The organism is Thermostichus sp. MS-CIW-38 (assembly GCF_054058415.1).
This window is the reverse complement of sequence record NZ_JBSSAH010000003.1, coordinates 60,247-83,914: the sequence shown is the minus strand read 5'-3', so window position 1 is coordinate 83,914 and position 23,668 is coordinate 60,247. Positions and strand designations below refer to the sequence as shown.

General features: G+C 60.0%; 22 protein-coding genes, 1 tRNA gene and 1 pseudogene. 7 read left to right on the top strand and 17 right to left on the bottom strand.

Annotated elements, in window-relative coordinates:
* Positions 1-67 precede the first annotated feature (67 nt).
* Together ACVWXZ_RS02005 and ACVWXZ_RS02000 are read left to right on the top strand one after the other, a co-directional pair.
* Positions 68-880, top strand: a complete 813-nt coding sequence (locus ACVWXZ_RS02005) for a hypothetical protein (RefSeq protein ID WP_457482080.1) — start codon at positions 68-70, stop codon at positions 878-880.
* A 101-nt stretch (positions 881-981) separates the two neighbouring features.
* Positions 982-1,824: a universal stress protein gene (locus tag ACVWXZ_RS02000; RefSeq protein WP_011432335.1), complete on the top strand. Its 843-nt coding sequence runs from the start codon at positions 982-984 to the stop codon at positions 1,822-1,824.
* Between the two features lie 8 nt (positions 1,825-1,832).
* On the opposite strand, the gene ACVWXZ_RS01995 is transcribed toward ACVWXZ_RS02000, so the two are convergent.
* The 4 genes from ACVWXZ_RS01995 to prmA all read right to left on the bottom strand — a co-directional run bounded on the left by ACVWXZ_RS01995 (position 1,833) and on the right by prmA (position 6,484).
* Entirely contained in the window at positions 1,833-3,353 is a 1,521-nt protein-coding gene (locus ACVWXZ_RS01995) for a hypothetical protein (RefSeq protein ID WP_011432336.1), read from the bottom strand.
* Positions 3,347-4,645 carry a histidine--tRNA ligase gene (gene hisS, locus ACVWXZ_RS01990; RefSeq protein WP_011432337.1) on the bottom strand — a complete coding sequence of 433 codons (1,299 nt, stop codon included), beginning with the start codon at positions 4,643-4,645 and terminating at the stop codon, positions 3,347-3,349. The genes ACVWXZ_RS01995 and hisS overlap by 7 nt, the downstream gene beginning before the upstream one ends.
* A 94-nt stretch (positions 4,646-4,739) precedes the next feature.
* Positions 4,740-5,573 (bottom strand): 16S rRNA (uracil(1498)-N(3))-methyltransferase, encoded by an 834-nt coding sequence (locus ACVWXZ_RS01985; RefSeq protein ID WP_414418843.1) that lies wholly within the window; start codon positions 5,571-5,573, stop codon positions 4,740-4,742.
* On the bottom strand, positions 5,546-6,484 hold the full coding sequence (gene prmA / locus ACVWXZ_RS01980; RefSeq protein WP_457402328.1) for a 50S ribosomal protein L11 methyltransferase: 939 nt from the start codon (positions 6,482-6,484) through the stop codon (positions 5,546-5,548). Before prmA ends, ACVWXZ_RS01985 begins: the two co-directional genes overlap by 28 nt.
* Before the next feature lie 405 nt (positions 6,485-6,889).
* On the opposite strand from prmA, the gene ACVWXZ_RS01975 reads away from it, so the two are divergent.
* Positions 6,890-7,750 (top strand): hypothetical protein, encoded by an 861-nt coding sequence (locus ACVWXZ_RS01975; protein ID WP_457402330.1) that lies wholly within the window; start codon positions 6,890-6,892, stop codon positions 7,748-7,750.
* On the opposite strand, the gene ACVWXZ_RS01970 is transcribed toward ACVWXZ_RS01975, so the two are convergent.
* The gene (locus tag ACVWXZ_RS01970; RefSeq protein ID WP_414344751.1) at positions 7,747-8,496 is read right to left on the bottom strand and encodes a phycocyanobilin:ferredoxin oxidoreductase; all 750 of its coding nucleotides are present in this window, start codon (positions 8,494-8,496) and stop codon (positions 7,747-7,749) included. The two genes, ACVWXZ_RS01975 and ACVWXZ_RS01970, sit on opposite strands and share 4 nt — an antisense overlap.
* 165 nt (positions 8,497-8,661) lie before the next feature.
* A tRNA-Ser gene (locus ACVWXZ_RS01965) sits at positions 8,662-8,748 on the bottom strand.
* Between the two features lie 151 nt (positions 8,749-8,899).
* Here ACVWXZ_RS01965 and panB point away from each other — a divergent pair.
* Together panB and ACVWXZ_RS01955 are read left to right on the top strand one after the other, a co-directional pair.
* The gene (panB, locus tag ACVWXZ_RS01960; RefSeq protein WP_011432343.1) at positions 8,900-9,685 is read left to right on the top strand and encodes a 3-methyl-2-oxobutanoate hydroxymethyltransferase; all 786 of its coding nucleotides are present in this window, start codon (positions 8,900-8,902) and stop codon (positions 9,683-9,685) included.
* An 87-nt stretch (positions 9,686-9,772) separates the two neighbouring features.
* Positions 9,773-9,956 (top strand): annotated as a pseudogene (locus ACVWXZ_RS01955) (hypothetical protein); the annotation flags it as partial.
* 145 nt (positions 9,957-10,101) lie between these two features.
* On the opposite strand, the gene ACVWXZ_RS01950 reads toward ACVWXZ_RS01955, so the two are convergent.
* Complete coding sequence (locus tag ACVWXZ_RS01950) at positions 10,102-10,521, bottom strand: hypothetical protein (RefSeq protein WP_457482091.1); 420 nt, start codon at positions 10,519-10,521, stop codon at positions 10,102-10,104.
* A gap of 97 nt (positions 10,522-10,618) precedes the next feature.
* On the opposite strand from ACVWXZ_RS01950, the gene ACVWXZ_RS01945 reads away from it, so the two are divergent.
* Positions 10,619-12,295, top strand: a complete 1,677-nt coding sequence (locus ACVWXZ_RS01945; RefSeq protein WP_457482079.1) for a hypothetical protein — start codon at positions 10,619-10,621, stop codon at positions 12,293-12,295.
* Here the strand turns inward: ACVWXZ_RS01945 and ACVWXZ_RS01940 are convergent.
* From ACVWXZ_RS01940 to ACVWXZ_RS01925, 4 genes are all read right to left on the bottom strand, one after another.
* A complete protein-coding gene (locus tag ACVWXZ_RS01940; protein ID WP_457482090.1) occupies positions 12,289-13,440 on the bottom strand; it encodes a glycosyltransferase in 1,152 nt (383 codons plus the stop codon). The two genes, ACVWXZ_RS01945 and ACVWXZ_RS01940, sit on opposite strands and share 7 nt — an antisense overlap.
* Positions 13,441-13,525: 85 nt before the next feature.
* A complete protein-coding gene (locus ACVWXZ_RS01935) occupies positions 13,526-13,939 on the bottom strand; it encodes a PH domain-containing protein (protein ID WP_011432347.1) in 414 nt (137 codons plus the stop codon).
* Positions 13,940-14,014: 75 nt separating this feature from the next.
* Positions 14,015-14,521, bottom strand: coding sequence for a hypothetical protein (locus tag ACVWXZ_RS01930; RefSeq protein WP_011432348.1), 507 nt, complete (start codon positions 14,519-14,521; stop codon positions 14,015-14,017).
* 62 nt (positions 14,522-14,583) lie between these two features.
* Positions 14,584-15,399, bottom strand: coding sequence for an ion transporter (locus ACVWXZ_RS01925; protein WP_457402337.1), 816 nt, complete (start codon positions 15,397-15,399; stop codon positions 14,584-14,586).
* Positions 15,400-15,547: 148 nt separating this feature from the next.
* Between ACVWXZ_RS01925 and ACVWXZ_RS01920 the strand changes: the two genes are divergently transcribed.
* Positions 15,548-16,141, top strand: a complete 594-nt coding sequence (locus ACVWXZ_RS01920) for a Maf family protein (protein ID WP_457402339.1) — start codon at positions 15,548-15,550, stop codon at positions 16,139-16,141.
* On the opposite strand, the gene gatB is transcribed toward ACVWXZ_RS01920, so the two are convergent.
* The 6 genes from gatB to bchD all read right to left on the bottom strand — a co-directional run bounded on the left by gatB (position 16,138) and on the right by bchD (position 23,638).
* On the bottom strand, positions 16,138-17,610 hold the full coding sequence (gene gatB / locus ACVWXZ_RS01915; RefSeq protein WP_011432351.1) for an Asp-tRNA(Asn)/Glu-tRNA(Gln) amidotransferase subunit GatB: 1,473 nt from the start codon (positions 17,608-17,610) through the stop codon (positions 16,138-16,140). The two genes, ACVWXZ_RS01920 and gatB, sit on opposite strands and share 4 nt — an antisense overlap.
* A gap of 147 nt (positions 17,611-17,757) precedes the next feature.
* Positions 17,758-18,042, bottom strand: a complete 285-nt coding sequence (locus ACVWXZ_RS01910) for an acylphosphatase (RefSeq protein ID WP_414351467.1) — start codon at positions 18,040-18,042, stop codon at positions 17,758-17,760.
* Positions 18,039-18,221 carry a hypothetical protein gene (locus ACVWXZ_RS01905; protein ID WP_041436250.1) on the bottom strand — a complete coding sequence of 61 codons (183 nt, stop codon included), beginning with the start codon at positions 18,219-18,221 and terminating at the stop codon, positions 18,039-18,041. The genes ACVWXZ_RS01910 and ACVWXZ_RS01905 overlap by 4 nt, the downstream gene beginning before the upstream one ends.
* A 915-nt stretch (positions 18,222-19,136) precedes the next feature.
* Positions 19,137-20,198 (bottom strand): sensor histidine kinase, encoded by a 1,062-nt coding sequence (locus ACVWXZ_RS01900; RefSeq protein ID WP_011432354.1) that lies wholly within the window; start codon positions 20,196-20,198, stop codon positions 19,137-19,139.
* A gap of 567 nt (positions 20,199-20,765) precedes the next feature.
* Positions 20,766-21,494, bottom strand: coding sequence for an LmeA family phospholipid-binding protein (locus ACVWXZ_RS01895; RefSeq protein ID WP_457482078.1), 729 nt, complete (start codon positions 21,492-21,494; stop codon positions 20,766-20,768).
* A gap of 125 nt (positions 21,495-21,619) precedes the next feature.
* Positions 21,620-23,638, bottom strand: a complete 2,019-nt coding sequence (gene bchD / locus ACVWXZ_RS01890; RefSeq protein ID WP_457482077.1) for a magnesium chelatase ATPase subunit D — start codon at positions 23,636-23,638, stop codon at positions 21,620-21,622.
* Positions 23,639-23,668: the final 30 nt, after the last annotated feature.

Genomic DNA, 23,668 nt, shown 5'->3' with positions numbered 1-23,668 from the left:
TGAAACTGCCGGGATCCCTGCCATGGAGAAGCTGAGATTTCTAAGGGCAAGCCTGCTGGCGAGTCTAGTGGTTAGTGCAATGCCGCCGGAGCTGCCGGCCTGGGCAGGATGCGGTTTTCCCCGCGGTGCCGGCAAGACTTTTTTTTCGCTGCAGCCGGAGGTCTATCGGCCTCGCACCCGCTTTGATCAGGGGGGACGCCTGCAGCCGGCCCTTTCGGAGTACGGAGAAACCCGCCTCAACCTTTTCGCCGAGACTGGCCTTAGCGATCAGCTCACTCTCAACCTCAACACCAGCTACGTTTTCATCGAAAATCGCTTTGCCAGCGGGGCTGACACCGTTACCCAGCGCAACCAGGGCCTGCGGGATCTGGAACTGGGCCTGCGCCATACTTGGGGGAACGGGGATCCCTTCCTTTCGGCCCAATTGACGGCCTTGATCCCGCCGGGATACGCCACCCGAGACATCCCCCTGCCCTTGGGGTACGGTGTTTTCGGCTACGATCTCAAAGTTGGGGTGGCGGCCAATACCCAGTTGGGATCCCTGCCCGCCTTTTTCGACTCCTGCCTCACGTTCCGAGATTACTTGGGCTATCCCGGCGATCGCCTCAAGGCCAACTTAACCCTTGGGGCCGATTTGACTCCTGAGCTGCAGGCCATCCTGGCTTTGGATGGAGATTTTACCTTGGGCAACGGTGCACCTTTGCTGTTTGGAGATTTGGCGGTTCAGGATCCCGACTACGACAACCTCAAGCTTTCGGGCCAGCTCAACTGGCGGTTGGAGGGAGGGTTAACGCTGGGCTTGGGAGGGTTTCAGTTCCTGGCCGGTCGCAACACCAATGCCGGCGGCGGCTTCACCGGCTATGTGTGGCTAAGTTACTGAAACCCAACAAAATGTTGCAGGACATCCCCTACGGTAACAGGGATCCGCAGGGGCAGATCTAGGATGAGTCTTGGCAAACTACGGCCCGGAGAACGGATCCCATGCCTCGATTTGAGAACCTCATTGCCGCTATCGACGGCAGCGGCCCCACTGAGCAAATGGTGCATACCCTTCTGTCTCTGCCGGCCTTTGCCCAGTGCCACGTGACATTGCTGCATGCGGTGCCTTCCCAGACCTCTGCCGAGGAGATGCGGGCTGCCTGGCAAAAGGGGCAGGAACTGCTGGCCCAAACCCTGCAGACTTTCCCCCCCCGCCCAGGGCTAAAGATCAGCACGCAACTGGTGGAAGGGGATCCCAAGGTGGTGGTGCTGCAGGTGGCCGAGTCCCTGCCCAATCCGCTGATTGTGATGGGATCCCGGGGGCGCAACCGCATCATGGCCATTTTGCAGAACTCGGTGAGCCAATATGTGTTCCAGCTCGCCTCCTGCCCAATGCTGCTGGTCAAAGACGACGCCTACGTCAAATACCCCAGCCATGTCATGGTGGCCCTCAACAACTCCCCCGCTGCCCAGGCCGCCTTTGCCACGGCCCTTGACTTGATCTCCGGCATTCAAGGGGCCCAGATCTTCCTGGCCTCTGTGCAGTTGGATGCCGACAACCCAGGTAGAGATGAGGCTCTAGATCGGGCAATCGACATCCTCAAAAACCGGCAAATCGGCCACCAAGTGTTAACTGCCGTCGGGGATCCGGCTACGGAGATTGTCCGCCTGGCTGAAGAAAGCAAGGCCGATCTGCTGGTGATGGGATCCCCTGACCGCCGACCTACCATTGCCCGCAGCATTCCCGATTTGGATCGGCTGTTGGGGCGTTCCATCTCTGACTATGTGCGGGTTCACATCGGCTGCCCCGTGCTGATGGTGCGTTCCGTCCAAGACAGCGACTGAGCCAGGCTTCAAGGCAGTATGGAGCGGCGCTCTGTAACTCGGTCACTCTGCTGCTGACGATCCGGGCTGACGGCCCAAGCTTCAAAGATCAGCTCAGGGACTCCGGGAGGGATGGTCATGCGGGTGAGGGCTTGCCACTGCCCCTGCTCGTCACGGGAGAAGTCCAGCAACCAACGGGGGCCATCCACCAAAGAGCGAGTGCGGCCATGCTTGACCCAAAACTTGATCCAATAAGGTGGCTGGGAGGCGGCGCCGGCGGCGGAGGCAGGGGCCAAGGCCGGCAAACGCAGCACCACATCGAAATTGTCGCCCGCTCGCAATTGCTCAGGCACCAGCAGTTGTGGCGCCGGGCACACTTCTGGCGGCGGGGGCGAGTTTTTGGTGTCCTTGCTGGTGGCAGGCAGGGCGAATGCAGGCGGAGGTGGGGTGGCCGGGCTCCCTGCTGGGGCTGGCAGGGCGGCATCCTCGCCCATTGGCTCAGCTTGGGGGGGTGAGGGAAGAGGGGAAATCGGCGCCGCAGGCTGGGGGTTAGGTTCGGGTGCGGCCTTAGCAGAGGGCTCTGCCGGCTGAGTCGAGCCGGGATCCCCTCCAGCAGGAGCACTGTGCTGCCAGATGCGCAGCAGCTTTTGCAAGGTTCGTTCGGGAGAGAGCAGGGTTGCGGTCGAGGCAGGACTGGCAGCATCGGCCAGCCTCTCTTCCTCTTGCTGCTGCGGGAGGGGGATCCCTGCGCCAAGAAGTCCTGCCTCTTGGCTGCGACAGCGAATGGAAAAGGGGATGGTCAGGGTCTGAGGCGACGGCTCTGGATCCCACCAGGAGGAGGGAGTAAGGGCCAGTTCTCCCCGTAAAGGACGGGCCCACACTTGGCTGGGCAGGGTGATGGGGATGCTGAACACCGCCGTCCGCGCCCCCGCCGGGAGTTGAATTTGCCGTTGTCCCTGGAAAAGCGGCCTCTCCTCCCCTTCTGGCCAAACCTGTACCCGCAGCTCGCCGCTGCAGCCGATCCGCCCCGTCAACACCAGCACCTCCTCCGGGGATCCCTCCAATTCACTGTGCATTAGGGAAAACAGCTCTGGCGGGATGGCGACCTCTTTTTTCTGGGGGGGCTCAAACCCGGCCTCTTCAGCCACCGGGGCAGGGATCCCTCGTTCCGGCTCCAGAGGGGCAGGCACAACCTGAAAACGGAGACAATTGTCCAACTCGGTTTCACCGAACAGTTCTGCGATCAAGTCGGCATCTCGGCAGTGCAATTCCCAAAACCCAGGGGTGAGGCGGCTGGCAGGCAAAATAATGCCGATCCCTTCATCGTTGGTGCGCACAGAACGGGTTTGGACCTGTGGAGGAGTCGTGCCGGTGTTGGGGCCCTGATTCTGTGGCCCTAGAGGACGCTGCCGGACTTCCACCGTGATGGTGAAGTGGGGCTGGGGCGAACGGGCAACAATGGTGTAGGTATCTTCTTCCAGAACTGCTCCCTCGGCTGGTACTGGCTGCCAGTCTTCCTGGCCGTCCCGCCGAACCCAGAAATTTAACATAGCTCCATCACCTTAGGTGCTCCGCACTGCTGACCCGAATGGGATGCCAGATACTTAACCAGATCGGCTTGCAAAAGGGTTTGCTGTTGCCCTGTAGGCAGGTGCTTAAGCTGTACCTCTCCGGCTGCAGCTTCCGCATCCCCTAGCACAACAGCCCAAGTTGCGCCGCTGCGGCTGGCCCGTTTGAACTGCTTGCCAAAGGCGCTGCCGCTCAGATCCAGCTCGGTGCAGAAACCGGCTCGGCGCAGCGCTTGAGCGATCCGGAGGGATTGGGCCTCAGCCTTCGCCCCACGGGAGATCACGTAAACCTCGACCGGTGCTGGCGGAGCCTCCCCTTGTTTCTTTTGCAACAGCAGCACCAGCCGCTCCATGCCGACGGCCCAGCCCACCGCTGGGGTAGAAGGTCCGCCCAGCTCTTCCACCAAGCCGTCGTAGCGACCACCCCCACAGACGGTACTCTGGGATCCCAAGTCAGGTGAGACGATCTCAAAGGCGGTGTCGGTGTAGTAGTCCAGGCCCCGCACCAAGTAGGGATCCAACTGGTAGGGAATATCCAACATCTGCAGGTGAGCTTGCACCTGCTCGAAGAAAGCCCGCGATTCTGGGCCGAGGTAATCCGGCAGCTTGGGGGCCCCCTCGGCAATCTCGCGGGTGCGGGGATCCTTGCTATCCAGAATGCGCAGCGGGTTGCGGGTGAGACGCTCTTGGGAGTCAGGATCCAGCTTCTCCCGCAAGGGAGTGAGGTAGTCCACCAGGGCCTGGCGATAGGCCCGCCGATCCTGCAGATCCCCCAGGGAATTGAGCCGCAAGCTCAGGTTCTCCGCCCCCACCGCTTGCAACAGCTCCCAGGCCAAGGCGATGACTTCCGCATCGGCGCGGGGATCCCGGCTGCCCAGCAGCTCTACCCCCAACTGGTGGAACTGGCGTTGCCGCCCCGCCTGGGGACGCTCATAGCGAAACATCGGCCCACAATACCAGAGGCGTTGCACATCTCCAGCCGTTTGCAGCCCGTGCTGGATGTAGGCCCGCACCACACCTGCTGTGTTCTCTGGGCGCAGGCTCACCTCTTGCTCGCCACGGGTGCTGAAGGAGTACATCTCCTTGCCCACCACGTCAGTGGCACTGCCAATGCTGCGGGCAAAGAGCTCCGTCAACTCCAGGATGGGGGTGCGAATTTCTTGGTAGTTGGCCCGTCCCAGGATCTCTCGGGCGCTGGCTTCCACCTGCTGCCAGAGCCGCACCTCCTGCGGCAGAATATCTCGGGTGCCCCGCACCGCCTGGATCATCTCCATTCTCGTTCTCCCTCCCTGGGGTGGGCCTGGCCGCCTGCTATGCCAATGGCTGTTCTCGTCAAAGGACTCCGTCCCGCTGACGCAAACGGCCTAGTTATTGATTATCGGCGACAACACTCCCCGTCGCTAGCGGAGCCAAATGACCCCGATCCAAGCTCGAGTCCAACCAGGAGTAGGTGGCGGCAATTTGGCTGGTGGCAACAACAGCGGCGGTGGTGGCTCGCAAGATGGTAGGGCCAAGGGAGACGGACACTCCCCCATATTCCTCAGCCTGCCGACGTTCGGCAACCGTCCAGCCCCCTTCTGGGCCAATGGCTATGGCCAAGGCCGGGATCTGCAGCTTTGGCAGGGCCTGCACCAGCAGGGGGGCGTTCTCGCGCGCCACGGCTATACCCCACCAGAAGGACTCCGTCCGAGTAGCGCGAACGGCTTGCAGCTCCGCCAGCCAACTTGTCCAAGGGGTGGGGGGATCGACCTGAGGCCAGCGCAACCGCTCACATTGTTCTGCGGCCTCCCGCACAATTTTTTGCCAGCGTTCCTGCCGCCCAGATCCCGGTTCCAACACGGTGCGCTCCGTCAGCAGGGGAGTAATGCGCGCCGCCCCCAGCTCGGTAACCTGGCGGAGCACCTCGTCAAACCCCTGCCCTTTGACCACCGCCAAGCCCAGATGCAAAAAAACAGGCAATTCCCGCGGCAGCGTCTCCACCTCGCCCACAATTTGGGATCCCTGGGCTTGCCAACGGGCCGCCCACAGCTTGCCTGAGCCGTCCAAAACCAAAAAGAGATCCCCTGGCCTGAGGCGGCGCACCCGCTGCAAGTAGTGCTGTTGCAGACCAGTTAAATGGAGAACACCGCTGGGATCCCGCTGCGCTGGGTCAATCGCCAATCGGGGCAAAGCGCTCAGGTCATGCGTGCGTTCAGACAACACCACTCCCCCCGTCGCCAGAGGGCTGCCACCACCCATTCGTTGGCCTCCAGCATCTCCGCCACCAACTTGGCCTGCTCGATGAGGATGCCGCTGAGGATCAGCCATCCCCCCTCCTTTACCACCAGCCGAAACTCCGGGATCATATCCAGGATCACATCTGCCAGGATGTTGCACACCAACCCATCCACCATTTCGGGAATCTGCTCCAGGCTGCCCTGAGCGACCACAATGCGATCCGTCAGGCCGTTGAGATCGCGGTTGTGCATCGTGGCTTGCACCGCCAGGGGGTCGATGTCCACCGCAAACACCCGCTTCACCCCCAACAGGGCCGCCGCCAACGACAGAATCCCGGATCCACAGCCCACATCGGCCACAGTCACTCCCTCGGCACCCCCGCCGCCCTCCAGGCGCATCTCCAGCGACTCCAGACAGAGCTGCGTGGTGGGGTGAGTGCCCGTGCCGAAGGCCATACCGGGATCCAGCCGCAACAGGTGCCGACCGGGGTGAGGGGGCGGATCCAGCCAGGCCGGACAAATGAGCAACTTATCCCCGACCCATTGGGGCTGCCAGTGCTGCTTCCAACTGCTGCTCCAATCTTCCGCCTCTATGCGTTCCCAGCGCAGCTTCGGAACCCGCTGACCGGCAATGAGGGCATCTTGCTGCAGGCGCAGGGAGAGGGCTGCCAAATCCAGGAGGCTGACGTGAGGCCAAGGCAAATAGGCGTGAATGCAAATCTGATCTTCGCCATAGGCTTGGCTGGTCATGCCCCGACAGCCAAAACTCTCCAGCCGCCAAAAGATCAGGTCTTCTTGGGCAGGGGAAGTGATGAGACTGAGATCCCACCAGGCTCCACCGGGATCCGGCGCTTGTGCGGGCGAAAATGGGGTGGGATCGGCAACAGTCCTGCTCACAGGGATCTCTTCACAAACCTAGGGAAAAACCAAAGTGATGGCCAACAAGATAGCGCTTCATGTCACCCAGCCGGCCAGCACTCAATGCGGCACTTTATATCAAAAATTGCAGCGCTCTGCTCAATTCATAGTTTAGGCTTATTCTGGCTATTCTGGGATTGAAAGGCTCACAGCGTCGGTTCAGCAGCGAAGAAGGGAAGGATCCCCCCAATTGGGGGATGCCCCCACTGGCTCCTCAGATGCCCAGCTTAGCCCTATGAGATAAATTGAACTGAAAAGCATTGGACAAGAATTGGATACAGCGTCAACATTCGTTTCGAGCCTCAGTGATTTTGCGGATAAATGAGGTTTGGCTGGGGCGTACTGAGCAACGATGGAGAAGGAGCAACGCAGGTGGCGAGGTCGATGTCAACTGATGAGCAATCAGCACAGCAGGGCACTCCCCAGCCCAAGGTGGCTTCTCTAGGAGTTGCCGGGGATCGGGAAGCGCGGAAGAGGGCTGCCCATGAAGATCTTCAGCCGCTCAAAGTCAGCACCCGCAAGGACTCCGTCCCGCTGACGCGATCCGCTCTGATGCGGCGTTTTAACCAGAGCTTTCCGCCTTTTTACAGCCAGTTTGTCAGCAGCGAGGTGCAGGCCCAAAATCTGCGCTTGGCCTACGCCCTCTACCAAACCCGCAAGGCGGTGGTACAGATGCAGGACGAAGGTCGCAAGACGGTGGTCTGTCTGGCCTACCGCAACCGACCTTCTCTGCTCAGCGATCTGTTTGGGGTGTTCACCGCTTTTAATCTCTCGGTGCACGGCATCCATCTCTATGGGCAGATCTACTCACCGCACCTGGTGTTTATCCGCACCATCGTCTCCCGCGATGGCCACAGCCTTTCTTCCCAAACCAAGCTCAGCCTAGAACGGGCCATTCACGAATGCCTGGCGGGTGTGTTTCGCGTTCACGAAACCTTGGCACTGGAGTTTGATCTCAAGGCCGGCCTGAAAGAGGCGCAGGTTTCTTTTTACTTTGACCCAGTGTTTCATTTGCCCACACTTTTGGTGGATGTGGACAACCAGCCGGGCGTGTTCTACCGGGTGATGACGGCCCTCGCGCAGGAGGATTTGACCGTTGTTAACCTCAATTTGATGCTCCGCCGCAAGCAAACGCGCTTCATTTTTTACTTGCTAGGGCCGGATTCAACTCCAACCATGCCGGAGTTCTTAGGGCAAAAATTGGCGTTGAGCATCCAGCAGCGGCTGCAAGGGGATCCCGCCTAGATCTGCACGGGACTGGGAGGCAAGTCAAAAAGGACGGTGTTCATGTAGCGCTCTGCCCAGGCGGGGCCAAAAGCTTTTTCCAAAACGCGGCGGGTGCGGTCGTTCTGCTGTTGCTGGCTGCAATAGCGCTGCTGCCCCTGGTAGTGGGCCAAAATCTGGCCGGGATCCGTCTGTGGGGGGATCTGCTGCGCCAGCCGGCAGTGAATTTCCAGGAAACGGCAGGCAAAGTGTAAAAAGCGCTCGGCCTCTGCTTCGTCGGCAGGACGCACGAACAGACAGTAGGGAGAAAAAATCGTGCCCCACTCCGGCAACCGGCGCCGGTGTTGGAAAGGGACGAGATGGGATCCCAACGCTTCCAGCTCCTGGATATAGAGATCGGGCAAGCTGGGGGTCACCGGCGAGAGATCGACAATGGCGGCGCTCACCTGTCCGCGACCGACCACAATGTCGCAACCGAACAGCGGCAGCGGGTACTGCGGCTGCGGAAACATAACGCAATGGAGGATATCCAGGCTCTGCCCGGCCTGGGCCAGCTCCAGGTGCAGTTTGCGAAAGGGATCCCCTTGGTAGCAGCGGTTTTCAATTTGCAATTTCTCACCCTCTAGGCGGCCTTCCACGTAGCCCAGATCTTCAGGCAGAGGATAGGGGGCTAGGGTGAGGGTAGATCCCCAAACGTTCAGGATTGCCTCAGATAAGCCCTGAATGAGCGGATGCAGTTGGGCAGAGAGAGCAGGAGCGGTGAACATAAGACTCTAGAAGAAAGGCCAAGAACCCCATCCAACCTTGACCTTGGCTCCATGCCAAAGTGTTATGGGGGAACCGCACCGCTGATGCGAAGGGCTTGGGTGGGATCCCCAAAAATCCCAGAGGCCCTAGCTGGGCAAGGCGTTCTAAAACTGTATGCCTGAAGACGGAAGGGGTGGGATTCGAACCCACGGTGACCTTGCAGTCACAACGCTTTTCGAGAGCGTCACAATCAACCACTCTGTCACCCTTCCAGTCTGCTGTAGGGCTTTACTATCTTAACGGCAAACCGAGTCTCCTGCTTCTTCCCAGCCTCAAAGCCAAGCTTGCTTCCCCCACGGGATGCGGTTGATGGGAAAGTGCTCCGCACCGCTGGCGGGAACGCCCAGATGAGATCATAGGGATATGGCTGCTCTATCCATTCACCACTTTCGCCAGGCCAAACAGGCGGGTCAACCTTTGGTGGCCCTCACGGCTGCCGACTACGCCACCGCTCAGATTTTGGATCAGGCTGGGATCGACTTGATCCTGGTGGGCGACAGCTTGGCCATGACCCACTTGGGGTATACCAGCACCCTGCCCCTGACGCTGGAACAGATGCTCCATCACGCCCAGGCGGTGCGCCGCGGGGTAGAACGGGCCTTTTTGGTGGCCGACTTGCCCTTCTTGACTTATCAAGTCCACAAAGAACAAGCTCTCCTCTCAGCAGGGCGGTTGATGAAGGAGGCAGGAGTCAACGGGGTCAAGCTGGAGGGGGGCTACCCCGACATGGTGGAAACGGTGGCCTTTCTGGTGCAGCGGGGGATCCCGGTTTTGGGTCATATCGGCCTTACTCCGCAGGCCAAACATCAACTGGGAGGCTATCGCCAGCAGGGAAAAACCACTCCGGAGGCGGAGCGTCTGCGACAAGAGGCCCTCAGCCTGGAACAAGCAGGGGCATTTGCCCTGGTTCTGGAGCACATGCCGGCGGAATTGGCTGCCCAAATCTCAGCCCAGGTGGGGATCCCAACCTTGGGCATTGGGGCCGGCCCGGCTTGCGATGGTCAGATTTTGGTCACCCACGATCTGCTGGGGCTGAGCGAGCGGCTCCCCCCTTTTGCCAAGGCCTATACCAATTTGAGACAGGCGATCCGAGAAGCAGTGGAAGCTTTCGCCGACGATGTTCGCCAAAAAGTATTTCCCCCGCGCTGAAGGGATCCCTTACCCATTCAAAGCTTGGGCAGAGCATGACTCTAGTCAATAATAAGCTCAACTATACTGAAAATAATGTATAATATGTTCAGTACGGATTACTACCAGTTGATCTTTCTGTTTACTTTCGAGTCTGCCAACATGGTAGCCAAAGCAAAGCAGAAAATTGGTAGTAAGACGACACGGAAACTGCGCTTTGGGTATTCTACTCAAAGCTTCGCGGGATACCGCCATTCTGTTTGGAAACAAACAGAATGCTATCGCTGCATAGTTGAACAGTGATGTTCAGCAGTGTTCAGCGTAAATGTATCAGGTGCTATGCCTACGGCACCTCATACTGCTACCTACTACTACGCAATGCTTATGGGAACGGGAACCGCACCGCTTTCTCAAGGCTGGGCAAGGATAGGGCGACCTCAGGGATCCCTCACCAGCACCGTCCCGGTCACCACAGCGCTTTGGCCCAACCGGTCGAAGACCCGCAAACTGACTAGGTAGGAGCCGGGCACCAAGCTCAGGGGAGGACGAATGCGGAAGCGGGTTGTACAGAACACCTCTCCAGACACACAATTCACCTGGGCTGCCGATAGCGTCTGCACCTCAATCCCCGACCACGACACCTGAAACGCCAGCTCCGCCGGGATCCGCCCCGGCACCGATACCGAGACCCCCAGCTCCAAAAAGCCGTTCCGATTCACCACAGAAGGAATATCGCTGCTGGTGATCAAAGGCGGCAGCGGAGTACTGGCCGTCAGCGCATCGGCACCACAACCGACCAAGGCCACACCCAGCAGGCCCAGCACCCATCCCCAAGGTTTGGATCCCAGCTTCATCACAGGGTTCAATCTGAAAACTCACCTTCTCAGTATAGAGGGTGGGGATAACAGGCTTAGCGTCCTTTTCGAGAAAAACTAAAAATTCACGCCACATATAGTGGCAAGCTGGATTTTTGCCCAAACCATCTGCTACAGTAAGGCCCATAACCTGTCGAGCAGCCTGGATATGGAAGGGGAAGAGGAGCTAAAAGCCTTGCGGGCGCGGGTGCGCAACCTAGAGCGATCCCTCGCCGAATCGGAAGCGCTGTCATTGCAGCAGATTGAGTGCATCCATCGCCTGGAACATCAACTGCTGGAAGCACAGGCCCAGATTCAAGAGCGGGATCAAGCTTTGCAAGCGTGTCAAGAGGAGAAAGCGCGGCTGGCCCAGCGCCCTACCCCAGAGGCTTTTCAGCTTCAGCAACAGCACATCGAAGAACTGCAGAATCTCCTGTGGGAAATGGAGCGCCGTCCAACGCTGGAGCACTACCACATTCTGCAGCAGCAGTTGCAAACCAGTCAGACGGAAATTGAAACCCTCAAGGCGGAATTGCAGCGGCGCGTCGATCCGGCCCGATTTTACCAACTGCAGCAGGAGCTCCTGGAGCTGAAACAGCAGGCCAACCAATTGGGAGAATACGCCGTCAAGTTGCCGCAGGTGCAGCTTTTGCAAGCCCAACTGCAGCTCCGTGTACAGCAGCTAGAGGAGGAAAAAGCACAATTGCAAGCGCAAATCCAAGAGTTGGCTGCTCGACCTTCTGCCCAAGAACTGGAAACCCTACGGGCGGAGCTAGAGGCTGCCCACCGCCAAGCGGAAGCCGAATGGCAGCGTTTGAAGACCCATCTGGAAACCGAAAAGGCACACATGGAAGCTGACCTGAACACCGCCCGGCAACGTATTCGCGAACTGGAAGAGCGTCCTACCCCAGAGCAATGGGCACGCTTGCAGGCGGAGCTGGATCATCTGCGCCAACAGGCCTCTTTTGCCAAGGCCGAGCGGGCCACCTTGCTGGAAGAGCTGCAGCAGAGTCAGCGGCAGCAGGCCGAGCAAGCCCAACAGATTGCCAAGCTGGAAGCGGAAGCAGCCCAGGCCGCCCACCTCAGGGAAACAGAGTCCTCACAGGCGCAGCGAATCCTTGCCCTGGAGGAGCAGGTGCAGGCTTTGACCCGCGAGCTTGGTGCTTTGCGAGCCGAGCGGGATCAGCTCATGCAAGAGTTGGCCCAGCGTCCCACCCTTGCCCAGTGGCAGGAAGTTCAGCAGCAGGTGCAGGACACCCGAGAAAGCCTGGAAGCAGCCCGGCGGGGGCGAGAACTGGCCGAGGCCCATCATCTGGTCAGCCAAAAGCAGATCGAGAAGTTGCAGCAGCAGGTGATGGCTTTGAAAACCGAGTGTGTGCAGGCCCACGCCTACGCGCAAACCCAAGAAAAGGAAGTGGCCCTGCTGCAGCAGCGCAATCAAGAACTGGAAGAGCAACTGGCCACACTGCGTCAGTCGGCCTCCGCTTCCCCTCAGCCAGCGGTTGTCGAGCCCAGGTCGAATCATCGGGCCCAGGAACGGATTCCTGCCGCGGCTGACGAGTCTGCTCCTTCCCCGGCCACCACCTGGAGAACACCCACCCCAGGGATCCCGCCGCTCACCCTGGACGAGCGGGAAGAAAGTGCCCCGCTCGGCTGGCGCCAACGGACAGAAAGGCTCCTGAAACGCTCCGCTTTGGCCGCTTCACGGGCAGGAGGGGAAACGGGCAGTCGCAACCGGATTGAGTTGCCGACTTTTGTGCAGCGGCGGCCCTACTGAGCGCTCCATTCTCGGGGATCCAACCGTTCTCCAGCTTGAAAACGAGGCCAAGCCCAGCGCAACAGGGCTCCCAGCTGGGCATGAAACCGCTCTGGGGCAAATTGCAGAGCATGGGCCCGAATCCGCTGCGGATCCCATTCCTGTCGATCCGCCTGCCGCAGCGCTTCCACCAGCGCTTCCACACTGGCCTCGGGAATGAGGATGCCGGTTTGGCCGTGGATGACCGTCTCTTGGGCACCTCCCCGGTTGAGGGCAACCACGGGGCGGCCGCAGGCCTGGGCCTCCACTGCCACTAGGCCAAAATCCTCCTCCCAGGGGAACAGCAGCAGCCGGCAATTGGCTAGCAGTTCCCGGAAACGATCGGGGGGCTGATGGGGCAAAAACTCCACCTGCGGCCCCGCCAGTCGCTTGAGCCGAGCCAGCTCCGGCCCTTCGCCCACAACCAGCAGCCGACGACCCAGCCGTTCACAGGCGGCAATCGCCAGATCCACCCGTTTGTAGGGCACCAGTCGGCCTGCCACCAGGTCATAATCGGCGCTGGGATCCGCCACCGGCTCCAACCCCTGCAGCGGAACGGGCGGATAAATGACCACAGCCTCGCGGCGATAGAGCTTGGCAATGCGGCGGCGAATGTGCTGGGAGTTGGCGATCAACAGATCTGGACGTTGAGCTGCCAGAAAATCCCATTGGCGCAAGCGGTGCAGCAGCCATTGGCCAATTGCGCCAACAGGCCCGCTTCTCCCCAGCCCTTCTCGCTGCAGATACAGCTCCCGGTTCTCCCAGAGGTAACGGGTGGGGCTGTGGATGTAGCTCAGGTGCAGGGTAGAGGCTCCCGTCAGGATCCCTTTGGCAAAGGCGTGGCTGCTGGAGATCACACAGTCATAGCCGGAGAGGTCGAAGCTCTCATAGGCCAACGGCATCCAGGGCAGCAGATACTTGAGGCGGGCATGGTAATCAGGGCGCAGCACCCCCAGCCACTTGGCCCAGCCTTGCAAAAAGGAGGTGTGAATTGTCAGCTCCTGCCAGCTCGGCGGCAGGGTGTGAGCGGAGAAGAGACTGACGTAAAGGGGGGCCTGGGGGGCAAAGGCCACCAGCTCCTGCAGAACCTTTTCCGATCCCCCCGGCCAGATCAGGTACTCATGCACCAACGCCAGGCACCCAGGCCAAGCGAATGCTGGCCCGGGAGAGGGGGAAAGGCCACAGGAAGGGATCCCCAAGGCTCAGGCACTGTCAGGACTTGGCAGAGCGGCGCTTTTTGCCAATTGGGCCGCTCACCTGCTTGGCTTTCTCGTCGATCCGCTCATTGATGTAGTTGTAGATCTCGCGGAAGCGAGGCAGGGCCCGCATCTCCAGGCGACTGCCGTCCTTGAGGGTGAGCACCATGTCTCCCCACACGCCCAAGCCACGGGGCACCATAACCACCTTGGCAATCTCGCCGTAGATTACATCTGAGCGCTCCTTGCCGCCCCATCCCCCAATCACGGTGATGCGACGATTGGTAATCCGATAGTGTACCCACAGCTTACGCACCAGTGCCCCCACAAACAGAGGCAAGCCGACAAGTGTAGCCCCAATGAAGGAGTTCAACACCAAATCGCCACTGTGGGGGCCGCCCTCAAAAAAAACCTCCTCTTGCACCGCCATGCAGAGCACCGTCCGGTTGTTTAGAGTGTTGCCGTTAACGATCTTAAACGATTTCTCAGCTTTCCCCAACTGGGGCTAACGGCAGGTTCGGGATTGGGTCAGCCTTCGGACGGCTTGTAGGGAACGGCAGGTGGCCAAGACCAGGTAAACAAACAACACCATCACCACCACCGCCACCGCTGCGGCTCCGGCATTACCCAGCCAGCCCCACCCTTCCAGCCCCGTCAGGGCCACCAAAGCCCAAGAAGCCGGGTGCAGCATTCCCCCCAACAGGAGAATTTGCGAGAGCATTTGCCCAGCCGTAAAGCGGGATCCCAGCACCACCAGGGCCAGTCCGCCGCCGATGTTGATCAACCCCATGTTGCCCAAAAAGGCGTAGCAAATGTGCCAGGCGTACTTTTGTTTGGGCACCTCCTGCCAGAGGAGGGGCTCGGCAGGGATCCCCGAAGCCTCCTGGGGGGCGAGCGGCAACGGCTGAACTTGGCTGAGGATCCAGCCGAGGACAATGGCGGCAACCAGCATCGCCACGCCCGCCTTCACGTTCAGCTTGCCGGGGATGGTTAGCTCGGGGTGGGCCAACATCGCAGATCCTCCTGCAACCCGTCCTAGCCTATCCTGTCTTTGCCCCAAATTGGCCAACAGCCTCAATCCCTTGGATAGAGCAGTGTGCCGCAGCGCTTGCAGAATTGGGCATCCCCATCGTGCTGGGAGAGGCCACAGCCTGGGCAGGCCCACTGTACCGAGTTGCCGCTTTTTACCAGTTGCTTGATCAACTCCCCCACTTGCCAAGGGATCAGGGCTATGCCCGTCAAGATCATCAACACTGTCAGCAGCCGGCCCAGCTCAGAAGTGGGGGTGAGATCCCCAAACCCCACCGTGGTCATGGTAACGACGGAAAAGTAGAAAGCATCCAAAAAGGTGGCAAAAGCGCCAGGATTCACTGGATGTTCTACCTGGTAGATCAGCCCAGAGTAGACGAAAACAATGGCAAAGAGGGTGAAGAAAATGCGCAGCAAAATGCGGCTATCGGCGGAGATCACTTGCCCAAACAGGGTTTTGCCCTCCACCAAGCGCAGCAGCCGCAGGATGCGAAACCAGCGCAAGAGGCGGATGAAGCGAATATCGGTTAGCCCGGCAAAAAAGGGCAAAATGGCCAGCAAATCGATGAGTGAATAGAGGCTGAAGACGTAGCGCAGCTTTTGCGGGGCCGCCGCCAGGCGGAGCAGATATTCCACCACAAACAAGCCGAGAATGAGGCGATCCACCCGCTCCAGCCCAAGACGCACCTCAGGGGGAATGGGATAGGTTTCCACCACAAAGAAGGTGGACGAACAGAAAACCAGCGCCGCCACCAGCAAGTTCACCCAGCGGCTTTCCGGAGTGTCTTGATCCCCCCAATAGCGCTGGAGGATCCCGGAACGGGCAAGATCGAGATCAGCTTGGGTGGGGAGAGTGGTCACAAACGGGATCCAGCTGGGAAGATATCGAGAGAGTTTCCTTTCAACGCCCATCAGGCGCATACTAACTAAGCTAATGGAAACTAGCTCACAGAGCGAACTTCCCCTAAGCAAACGTCCAGGCTTTGGGTGTTAATTAGGTGTTGAGTCGATGTTGCCTCCTATCGTACTGGCCTCGCAATCCCCTGCCCGCCGCCAATTGTTAAAGGCTGCCGGGATCCCTTTTCGCGTTCAGCCCAGCTATTTTGACGAAAGCCAAATCAAAAGCTCAGATCCCGTGGAGCTGGTCCAGAAGCTGGCCTCGGCAAAAGCAGAAGTGGTGGCGGCCCAGCAACGGGAGCCCGTCTTGGTCGTGGGGGCCGACTCCGTGCTCTACCTAGATGGCGAGATCCTGGGCAAGCCGGCCAATGCTCTGGAGGCGGAACGGCGCCTGCGGCAAATGCGGGGCGAAGTGGGAGAGCTCTACACAGGCCATGCCTTGATTGACACGAAGCAGAACCGCCGCCTCACCCACTATGCGGTGACGCGGGTGTTTTTTGCCAAGCCCAGCGACGAGGAAATCCGCGCCTATGTGGCCACCGGTGAGCCGCTCAATTGTGCTGGCTGTTTTGCCATCGATGGCCGCGGCAGCCTGTTTGTGGAGCGGATCGAGGGGTGCCCCGGCAATGTTATCGGGCTGAGCTTGCCCCTGCTGCGGCGCATGATGCAGGAGTTGGGCTATTCCCTCACCGATGCTTGGAGCTAGCCGTCGAGGTGTTGCTTGAGCAGGTCGTTGGCCAGCTTTGGATCTGCCCGTCCCTGAGTTTTTTTCATCAATTGCCCGACAAAGTAGCCGAAGAGCTTGGTTTTGCCCCCCCGATACTGCTGCAGTTGCTCGGGGTTTTCTGCCAGCACCTCGGCGATCATCTGCCCCAGCAGAGCGCTATCCGAGATTTGGGTCATGCCCTTAGCTTCCACCAGGGCGCGGGCCGATCCCCCTTTTTCCAGCAGTTCCGGCAGGATCTCCTTGGCGATTTTGCTGGAGATGGTGCCCTGCTCGATGAGGCCAATCAGCTCGGCCAGGGTTTCCGGCTTCAGGGCAATGTCGGGATAGTCCAGCTTGTGGGTGTTGAGGTAGCTGGCGATGTCGCTCATCATCCAGTTGGCGGCTGCTTTCGGGTCGGCACCGGCGGCGATCACGGCTTCAAAGTATTCGGCGGTGTTGCGTTCATCGCTGAGGTAGCGGGCATCGTACACCGAGAGGCCGTACACCTCCTGATAACGTCGCCGCTTCACACCGGGCAATTCCGGCAGCTCTGCCTGCCAGCGGGTTTTCTGCGCTTCGGTAACGCGAATGGGCGGCAGATCGGGCTCGGGGAAATAGCGATAGTCGCTGGATCCCTCTTTCTTGCGCATGCTGATGGTGCGCTGGCTGTTTTCTTCCCAGAGGCGGGTCTCTTGCACGATCCGCTCGCCTGCCTCCACAGCCTTGACTTGGCGGTTGAACTCGTACTCGATGGCCCGTTGGATGGCGTTGAAGGAGTTCATGTTTTTAATTTCCACCTTCGTGCCAAAGGTCTGGGATCCCAGCGGACGCACCGAGATGTTCACATCACAGCGCAGGGATCCCTCCTGCAGGTTGCCATCGCACAGCCCGGCATAGCGCAGGATGCGGCGCAGCTCTTGCACATACTCGGCTGCCTCTTCCCCGCTGCGGATGTCCGGCTCGCTGACGATCTCGATGAGGGGAACCCCCGCCCGGTTGAAATCCACCAAAGAGTAGCTGGATCCCGATAGGCGGTCGCTGCCAGCGTGGACCAGCTTGCCCGCATCTTCTTCCATGTGCAGACGGGTGATGCCGATGCGCTTGGTACGACCGTCGCTGAGCTGGATCTCAATCCAGCCGTGGGTAGCAATCGGCAGGTCGTATTGGGAGATTTGGTAGTTTTTGGGCAAGTCGGGGTAAAAGTACTGCTTGCGGTCGAACTTGCTGTAGGGGGCAATGGTGCAATTCAAGGCCAAACCCGCTTTGACCGCGTACTCCAGCACCTTTTCGTTGAGCACCGGCAGGGTGCCGGGCAGGCCCATGCAGATGGGGTCAATCTGGGTGTTGGGGGGAGCGCCAAAGGCTGTCGCGCTGCTGGAGAAGATCTTGGAGCGAGTGCTGAGCTGGCAGTGAACTTCCAGCCCAATCACAGCTTCGTATTGCACTTTGGCGGGGGCAGCAACAGTCATGGGATAGGAAAAACTGGCGGTGTAACCATTCTAGTGCGACCTTGGGGATCCCAGCTCACAGACAGTTTCTGGGGACGGCAGCCCAGAACCCAGGACGAGGCCGGAGCAGCCCAGCTTGAAGCAGATCCTCAGAACAGCGAAACTTCCTCAAACGGTAGGGCGAATCTCAAAAGTGGGTAGACCTTCCGGCGGCTCGGAACGTTGCTCAATGGCCTCCACAACCGAACCGGGGCTGCCCTGTTGGCACCAGCGCAGCATGGCCTCCACCGCAGCAGGGGATCCTTCAAAAACGGCCTCGACGCGACCATCCCGCAAGTTGCGCACCCAGCCGCCAACACCGGCATTGCGGGCCATGGCTTCGGTGTGGGCGCGAAACCCCACCCCCTGAACCCGCCCCCGTACCCAGACGTGAACGCGAACCCTGTCACTCATGCCGACGGGGATCCCTCCGTTGTGCTGCAGGGTTCTGGCGACTCGGTCGGCTCCTCCGGAGTCTCTGAGGTCTGCCGATCCAGCCACCCCACAAGAACGTTGACCAGGGCAACCAAGCCTAGGAGCCCCAGCGAGATCCCACAGGCATACCCAATCGCTTGCCACAGCACGGAAGACATGAACCCAACCTCACGAACGCTTGTGCAGAGGATCCCACCCTTCATGCACCGTGACATCCTCCCGGCGCTCGTCCTACGGACAGAGCGCGGGCCACCCTTCCCGTCAGCAGGACGGAGTCCTTACCTCGCGGCTGGGCATTCCTGCCCCACGCCACTTGTCTGGGTCTACAACCCCCGACAAAACGACTGGACAGGTGGTTCCCCTTCCCCAGCCTCCCTGGCTACTGCCAGCTTGCAAAACAAGTCTAATCCACAGGGAACGGTGCATCGGCAGGCAGGATGGACTCCTGCACCCAGGAACCCCTGTCCACCGGACAAGAGCAAGAGGCATCTGGATCAATCCGGTACTTGTAGGTTACCGCCAGCATAAGTAGGTTTTACTACAGATTTCGCTCAACAGATTTCGCTCAGAGGTATGGCGGGGATCCCTGTATCCCGGTGCTTACCCTGCGGGTAGAGTGCAGGACTGATTGCCCCTGCACCCCCGTTAGTTACCGCTAGCTACACCGCCGGGAAGCCCCGCCCTCTATTAGTTAGTGGCTAGTGAATAGTGAATAGTCACTATCCACTAACCACTATCCACTATTCACTATCCAGGGTGAGGGTCGGGATGAAAGGCGGGGACATGATGTTTTGTCCTTACTGGTGCCATAAAAAGTAGCGGGGTTTTATACACTGCCGCTATAGACATCAAGTACAGGGGCGGGGCATCCCGTCCTTTTCGCGTTAGCGGGACGTAGTCCTTAAGCCCAGGAAATGTCCTTTTCGCGCTAGCGGCGCGGAGCGCTAACCGGAGTCACTGGGAAGCCCGCACTCTCTCGCTTTAGCGGCGCGGAGCGCTTTGCATCAACATGAGTGCGGGAGTATGTCACTTAAAATGACTACACCAGTCTTGTTCAGCACCAATCTATTGGGTTAGCGCAACACCAGGGCTAGAGCAGTCCCTTGGGATCCCGTCTCGACCAACCGCAAGTCCCCCCCGTGGGCCTGCAGGATGCGCCTGGCGATATATAGCCCCAGACCTCCTGAGCCGGTTGGGTAGTGGTGGCCGGCAATGTGAATGGGCTGGGTCACGTAGGGTTGGGCCAACTCTTCTAGGGGAGCCGGCAAGCCGGGGCCATCATCCTGCACCTGGATCTGGTGGGGGCTGACGATTAACACCACCGCATGGCGTGCGTAGCGCAAGGCGTTGTCCACCAGATTCACCAGCGCCCGCTCCAGCTCTGCCTCATCGGCGTTGCCCCACCCTTCTCCTTCGACTCGCAGATCGATCCCCCGCTCCTGGGCCAGGGATCCCATGCGCTCGGCCACCTTTCTGGCCAGGGATCCCAGATCACAAGGCCGAGGATGCAACTCGATCTCTCCCCGCTCCAGGCGGTGAGCCTCCACCATTTTCTGCACCAGAGAGAGATTGTGTTGATTTTCCTGCAGGATGCGATCCAGCAGAGCGCGACGTTGCTCCGGCTCGAGCTGTTGATCCTGTTTAAAGGCGCTCAGCAGGTGCCCAAAGGCGATGAGGGGGGTTTTGAGGTCGTGAACGAGGGTAGCGGTAAAGGCTTCTCGCCGCATTTGATCGATCTGGATCTGGCGCAGCAACTGGGCAAAAGCCTGCCGCAAGATCAGGGCTTCCTGGGGATCCCCGGGGCGGAGCAGCAGATTCCAACGGGCGGGCTGGTTAATCAAGGTTTCCAAATGAGCCAACTCGCGGGCCAGCAGGGTGAGGGGGCGCAAAATCATGGAGGACAGAGCATAGCCCACCACCGCCGATAGCACCGCCAGCAACGGGATCCACAGCAGCAGCAGGAGGATCCCTTCAGTGCTGAACTGCGTGTCGGGCCAGATCCACTGCACCGACAGGATGAAAACCAAGTTGGGGACGAACGAAAGGCTGGCAATGACCAATGCCACCTGGGTGCGCAAGCTGTGGGGAAAGCGGCGGCGCCAAAACTCAAGTACGCGGAGTGGTTGCTGTTTCAAACTCGGTGCGCTCGCTTTGACAAGACCTGCTTAAATAATGAACCAATGGTACGGAAGAATGAACATCCCCTCACGGTCAAGGCTGAAGAGTTCTTTGATCCCAGAACGACCCTTGTGTTTTGAGCCACTTCATCCTTCTGAACAGGAGGGATGCTGTAGCCCCAGCTTTTAGGATACCCAACTGCCCCACTCTTTAGAGCTAGAGAAGCCGCGCCGTATTCCGGTTGGCAAAGCTGCGGACATCACAGCAAAGGCAGCTTGATCCCCGGGCATGACCAACGTCGAGCAATTATGGCCATCTTATAGCCATTTCAAACTAGATTGAGACACTCCCCAAGCGCTCTGCGCCGCTTCCGCGACCACCCCAAGCCCCTCTCTTTTTGGGAGAGGGGAGTTAGAGAGCAATGAACGAAAATGTTTTATTCCTATTCAAGATGACTATAATGCAGAGCACTTAAGCTCCTAGGACATGAAAAAACCCCTGGGCGTCTGTCCGTGTTTCGACCCCAGAGGCTTCTTCTCTTCACTCCTCACCACTATTGAGCGTAGCCGCCCTTCCAAAGGCTGTCAAGCACTTTCCCATTGGGGTTGGCGTGTGGGAAATTGCGCTAGGGTGGCACTGCCGTACAGGATCATCTGCTGGGGCTGTAAGTTCACCCGATCGACCCGCAGCTCAGTGCCGCGCAAGGCCAGCCGATCCAAATCCAGAAGCTCATTCAGGCAGCGTACCAAAGCTTGGCTCAAGGCTAGCTCCTCTTCTGTACCGCTTTCAAACACTGGATCTGTAAAGCGGATGCGACGCCGCTCCAGCACCTCAACCTGGGCGGAAAAACCGACGCGGAAAGCCCTGGCTTCTCCCTGCTGTACATTTGCCTGGAATTGCAGTCGCCGCGCCGGGGTGATGCTGATATGGACGTGATGGAAGGATAGGGGGCTGCCATCCTGTCCCACCAGGGCCAGCCTGTTCAGCACAAAAGGTGTGTTAAACGATTGCACCAGATCGTCTTCGCTCAGCACCACGCGCATTGTGGCCTGTACTGGCTGGCGCAGCTTGATCTTCCCCTGCCAAATTTGGCTGAAATCGATGGCCACCGCATTGCAGAATAGCTCCAGAGCCGAAAGCCTCAGGCCGTTGTACATCTGCAGATGCTGGCCCAACAGTTCAAAGCTGTCGATACGACCCTGCAACAATTTGGCAACAGGCTCCACTCGCACGCGCGCTTCTAGTCGCTCTGCCTGCTTAAAGAGGGCACGAATGGCTGCACCTACCCCTCGGCTAACCCAATCGACAGCCATGGGATTCTGGAGGGAAAGTTGGGGCAGGAGTCCTGTAGCCATGGGACAAGGTGAAGTTCGCCTACAGGGATCATAACCAACCATTAAGAAAAGTTACAACCTCCGCCGACAGAGAGGCTGTTCTCTCAGGAGTAGGTGCGTCCTTCCTGCATGGCCGAGCGGGCCACGGCTGCGATCCCCTGGTCGGTGGCACGGGGCAGATGAAAGTACCGTCCGCCCGCCAATTCCGCCAGCTCGGCGCTGAAGCCGGTGGTTACAAAGCGGCTTTGGGAATCGATCAAAAGCAGCTTCAACCCCAGGGCGCGGATGCGCAGGGCGATCTCCCGCAGCTCTTGCTTGAGGTCGATGGGATCCGCTCCCAACTGGCTTTTGCTGTCGCTCCGTCCCAAGGAGCGGCTGAGGGGAATGTTGGCCCGGCCATCGGTGAGGGCCACCAGCATCACCTGACCTACATCGCCAGCGGTGCGGGCATTGACTCCCATGCGCACGGCTTGGGTGAGGGCATGGGCAAGAGGGGATCCCCCGCCACAGGGCAGGGATTCCAGACGGCGGCGGGCCAGCTCGATGGAGCGGGTGGGGGGCAGCAACACTTCGGCAGTTTCCCCACGAAAGGCGATGAGGGCCACCTTGTCACGGTTTTGGTAAGCCTCGGTGAGCAGGCGCAGGGCGGCACCTTTGGCCGCTTGCATGCGGTTGAGGGCCATGGAGCCGGAGGCGTCCACCACAAAGATCACCAGGGCTCCGGCCTTGCGAACCAGCTTTTTGGCGCGGATATCGCTCGGCTCCACAATCACGCTACGTCCCGGTTGCCGCTGGCGGCGGCTTTTCTGATAGGGGGCAGCAGCTCGCAAGGTGGCATCGACGGCAACGCGGGGGTTGGATCCCTGGGGCAGGATGGGCTTGACGTAGCGGCCTCGGTCGGCGCTGAACACCAGGCTGCGGGATCCCGTTTTTCCCTGCTGGTTGAGGGACTGGGCAAAGGCCAGCAGGCGCGGGTCCAGGGCCACCTGCTCAGGATCGAAAAAAAACTCCTGCGGCAGGCTGAGGCTTTCCGGCTGGGGATCCGTCTCCTCCTGGTCCTCGCCGGTGTCGTCGGAATTGCTTGGGGAAGGATCGGGCTGTTGGGATTGGGATGGGGGGGGAGGCGGGGGCTGGTCGGGGTCGTAACGGGCGCGGGGCAGCAGCACCAGCTGCACGGCCTGCTGCAGATCCTCGGCCAGGAGGCGATCCCGCCCCTCCAGCGCCGCCAGGGCACAGGCGGCTCGCAGGGCAAATTGTTCTCCCCGGTGCCCTTGGACGTTGCCGCGGATGGCCTCCTGCACCAGGTAGAGGAGCTGTTCCCGCTGCGGCTTGACCTGGGGCAGCCACTCCCGCGCCAGGAGGATGCGGGTGCGGATTTCCTCCAGTTCCGCCTGGTGCTCGGCCAGGAAGGGCTCGGGAGCATCGACAAATTGCGTTGCCCGTTGGACAATTTCCCCTCGCTCTTCTAGGCTCAGCTCCTGCCCCACCGGCACCACCAGTGCCAGGCGATCCAGCAGGTGGGGGCGCAGGGATCCCTCTTCGGGGTTGTAGGTGGCCACCAAGAGAGGCCGGCAGGGGTGTTGCAGACTCAGCCCCTCCCGTTCCAGGCGGTTGACCCCATCCCCCACCACCGTCAGCAACAAGTTGACGATGGCGTCGTCCAAGAGGTTGATGTCATCCACATAGAGCACGCCCCGGTGGGCAGCAGCCAAGAGCCCTGGCTGGAAGACCGTTTCCCCCTGCCTGATGGAGGCCTCCACATCGACGGATCCCAGCAGCCGATCTTCGGTGACGCCCAGGGGAACCTGGACAAAGGGGGGCGATATCACTTGGGTGGGCGGCACCTCTCCGGCTGGGTAGCGAGCCTTGGCCCAGTCGGACCAGGTATCCGGCTGCGCTGGATCGTCGTTGCAATAGGATCCCGCAATCACCTCGATGGGCGGTAGCAAGGCGTGGATCCCTCTGGCCAAAACCGACTTGGCGGTGCCGCGAGGCCCCACCAGCACCACACCCCTTAGGCTGGGATCCACTGCTGCCAGCAGCAGAGCCAGCTTGGCCGCCTGTTGCCCCACTACAGCGGTGAGGGGAAAGGTACAAGGAGCGGATAGAGTTGCGGATCCCATGGTTGGCGGGTAGGCTTGGCGAGCAACGGT